The organism is Candidatus Cloacimonadota bacterium, from assembly GCA_011372345.1.
Lineage (GTDB): Bacteria > Cloacimonadota > Cloacimonadia > Cloacimonadales > TCS61 > DRTC01.
This window is the reverse complement of the sequence record DRTC01000296.1, coordinates 1-3,375: the sequence shown is the minus strand read 5'-3', so window position 1 is coordinate 3,375 and position 3,375 is coordinate 1. Positions and strand designations below refer to the sequence as shown.

6 protein-coding genes are annotated in these 3,375 nt (G+C 37.8%); all 6 read left to right on the top strand.

The annotated features are described in order from the left end of the window. On the top strand, window positions 1-382 hold a 382-nt coding region (locus tag ENL20_05800), incomplete at its 5' end, for a beta-N-acetylhexosaminidase (protein ID HHE38069.1). Between the two features lie 62 nt (window positions 383-444). Continuing rightward, window positions 445-645, top strand: a complete 201-nt coding sequence (locus ENL20_05795) for a type II toxin-antitoxin system VapB family antitoxin (protein HHE38068.1) — start codon at window positions 445-447, stop codon at window positions 643-645. Next, entirely contained in the window at window positions 642-1,055 is a 414-nt protein-coding gene (locus tag ENL20_05790) for a PIN domain-containing protein (protein ID HHE38067.1), read from the top strand. Before ENL20_05795 ends, ENL20_05790 begins: the two co-directional genes overlap by 4 nt. A gap of 24 nt (window positions 1,056-1,079) precedes the next feature. Continuing rightward, window positions 1,080-1,877, top strand: coding sequence for a hypothetical protein (locus ENL20_05785; GenBank protein ID HHE38066.1), 798 nt, complete (start codon window positions 1,080-1,082; stop codon window positions 1,875-1,877). Window positions 1,878-1,956: 79 nt separating this feature from the next. Then, on the top strand, window positions 1,957-2,826 hold the full coding sequence (locus tag ENL20_05780; GenBank protein ID HHE38065.1) for a DMT family transporter: 870 nt from the start codon (window positions 1,957-1,959) through the stop codon (window positions 2,824-2,826). 143 nt (window positions 2,827-2,969) lie between these two features. After that, entirely contained in the window at window positions 2,970-3,308 is a 339-nt protein-coding gene (locus ENL20_05775) for a hypothetical protein (protein HHE38064.1), read from the top strand. The last annotated feature ends 67 nt before the right edge of the window (window positions 3,309-3,375 follow it).

Sequence of the window (3,375 nt, the reverse complement as noted above, 5' to 3'; positions counted from 1 at the left end):
TGTCAAAAATGCAGTTTCAAATGGAAATAAAGCGGTAATGTGTCCGAATTTCTTCCTCTATTTTGACTGGAAACAAACCGAAGCAGTAAGTGAAAAGGGAGCATTCGGAGTTACAACTCTGGAAAAAGTTTATTCTTATGAACCTGTTCCGCAGGATATTCCAAAAGAGCAGCAAGGACTAATTTTGGGAGCACAGGGGAATGTCTGGACAGAATTTATGACCAATCCGCAAGAAGTTGAATATATGGCTTTTCCAAGAATGTGTGCACTTTCTGAAATTGTCTGGACGAAGAAGGAAATTCAGGATTGGGGAGATTTTAAAGAACGAATGGTGAAACATCTTTGTATATTAGAAAAGAATAATATCAATTTCTGCAAATAATAATTACTTGACTTCTTACACACACAATTGTTTTTTTGTATGTGTAAAAAAAGGAGGTTTCGATGGCAACAAATTTAGCCCTTGATAATTCATTATTAATAGAAGCCCAGAAAGTCGGGAATTTCAAAACAAAAAAAGATACTGTGAATACGGCGTTACTCGAATTCATTCAAAGACACAAACAGTTAGGAATCGTCAAACTATTCGGTAAAATTGAGTATCATCAAAAATATGATTACAAAAAAGGTAGAGAGCGAACATGAAAGTTCTGGTAGATACATCAGTATGGTCTCTTGCTCTGCGACGAAAAGAAGAAAACATGAATGAAGTTGAAAAAGAGATATTAAATGAGTTAGTAGAACTAATAAAAGAAACGAGAGTTGTAATGGTCGGTCCGGTTCGACAAGAAATTCTTTCCGGCATTAAATCACAGAATCAATTCAAAAAACTCAAATCAAAACTTTCTGCATTTTCCGATCTGCCGATTAATTCAGAAGATTATGAAAAAGCTGCTGAATTTTATAACACTCTTATGAGTAAAGGTGTTCAAGGTTCTTTCATTGACTTTTTGCTCTGTGCTGTTTCATACAATAACGATTTCTCAATATTCACAACAGATTATGATTTTATAAATTTTGCCGAACATATCGAAATAAAAATTCACGAAGTTTGATCTGATAAAATTTTGAAGTAATATATGAAAATTGCATTCAAAATATCAATACTTCTGATAATGTTTTCACTATCTGCCACCGACATGGTCATCGACAAAACAGACGGAACTTCGGAATCGATCCCTTTAGATGAAATTGAAAGCATCACTTTTTCAATGGAGGAGCAAGAACCTCCACAGCGAATCCTTTTTATCGGAAACAGTTACACCTACACAAATGGCGGGATCGATTATCATTTGCAGGAACTTGTGCTTTCCGAGTATCAACACGCAGAAATTTTCTGTGATGATATAACTGCAGGCGGAGCAACTCTGGAATCGCATTATAACAATGCCAACACGCTGCAGACCATTCTGGATGAAAATTGGGATATCGTTGTCCTGCAGGAACAAAGCACCAGACCGATCGACAATCCGCAATTGTTTTATGAGTATGCGACATTACTGGATGAAGTGATCACCGCAGGCGGAGCAGAAACTGCTTTCTTCATGACCTGGGCGCTGGAATACGATCCCGAAATGATCGAAGGTCTGGCTTTTGCATATAATCACATTGGAGAGCAGCTCGAGGTGATCGTTGTTCCGGTCGGCAGAGCATTTGAACTTTCTCTCACTCAAGATCAAAATCTTCCTTTGCATGTTGGAGACGGAAGTCATCCGAATGTGCATGGAACTTACCTGGCTGTCTGCACTTTTTTTGCTGCTTTCTGGCAGGAAAGTCCGGTCGGCATCGAATATGTTAATGATGACAGTATTACTCATGATGAAAGAGAATTCCTGCAATCCATTGCCTGGGAAACAATCCAGATTTATGGACTGTAGCACATTTTTGCAAAATGTGGACTCTAAAAATAATCCTAACTTCAACTCCACAGAATGCAATTCTGTGCTACATAATTAAATGAAATCCAATAACTTGAACACAGACATTCTCTTGTTGATTTCCGCTCTCATCTGGGGATTTGCCTTTGTTGCCCAGAGAGCTGGAATGCAGTTCATCGGACCGTTTACCTACAACTCCATTCGCTTTTTGATGGGTGGGATTTTTCTCATTCCATTCATCAAACGGAAAAAGATTTTCCAAAAATCAAGTTTCAAAATTAACCTGAAATTCGGGATCATTCTCGGGATAATTTTATTTATCGGATCATCATTCCAACAATCCGGGATTGTTTATACAACAGCCGGAAATGCTGGATTCATAACCGGACTTTATGTGATCTTTGTGCCGATTCTGGGAATATTCATCAGCAGGAAAACCGGAAAAGGAACCTGGATTGGAGCGCTTCTGGCAGTTTGCGGAATGTATCTTTTGAGTGCTTCCAGCAAAGTGGAGATGAATTTCGGGAATTTCCTCGTTTTCATCAGTGCGACCTTCTGGGCTGTACATGTGCTGCTGGTCGATAATTTCACCAAAAAGATCGAACCTCTCATTCTTGCCTGCATCCAGTTCCTGGTTTGTTCTGTTCTCTGCTTTTTCAGTATGCTGCTGTTTGAAGAACCGACTTTTCCTGCTATTCAGTCTGCTTTGATTCCTTTGCTTTACGGAGGATTGATCTCGGTTGGGATTGGTTTCACTTTGCAGGTCGTTGCCCAGAAAAAAGCACATCCCACTCATGCCGCTATCATTTTAAGTTTGGAAGCAGTTTTTGCTGTAGTTGGCGGGATTTTGATCTTGAGCGAAGAACTGAAAATCCACGCATTTATCGGCTGTCTGCTGATGTTGACAGGAATGCTGGTTTCACAACTTTGGCAGAGGAAAGCATCTTAATCGCTTCGATAGAAACTGTTTAGCTCACGGATTTTCGCTGATTTACACGGACAATAAAACTTATTCATAAAAAAATAAAAATAAAATTTGACAATAAATCAATAGAATAACAATTGGCACTGTATAAAATTTTTGGAGAAAGGATGAAATACGAAGCTTGGAAATTTATCAAACTTGCTGAAAGTGAGTTTGGGAAAAAATTATGGACTTTTCTGAATCTACCGGAAACATTTATCCGAATGGAAACAGCAACTCGACTAAAACGACCGGCAGTAGAAGGAATTGCCGAAGAATTAAAAATTCAATTCCATCAAGATTTGAATAATCTCGATAAATCCGAATTTTTAAGAGTTAAACAGATGATCGGACACATGGTAAAACAAGTTATGAACTCTCGAAAATACGATGTTTATATGAAAAATGTGAGAGTTATCAGCACCGATCTTTTCACAAAAGGAACAAGATACATAAAACAAGGATAAACATGGAAAATAATAAATCAAATAAATCCAGTAATACATTAGTTTTTGCATCAAATGATTTCGATTT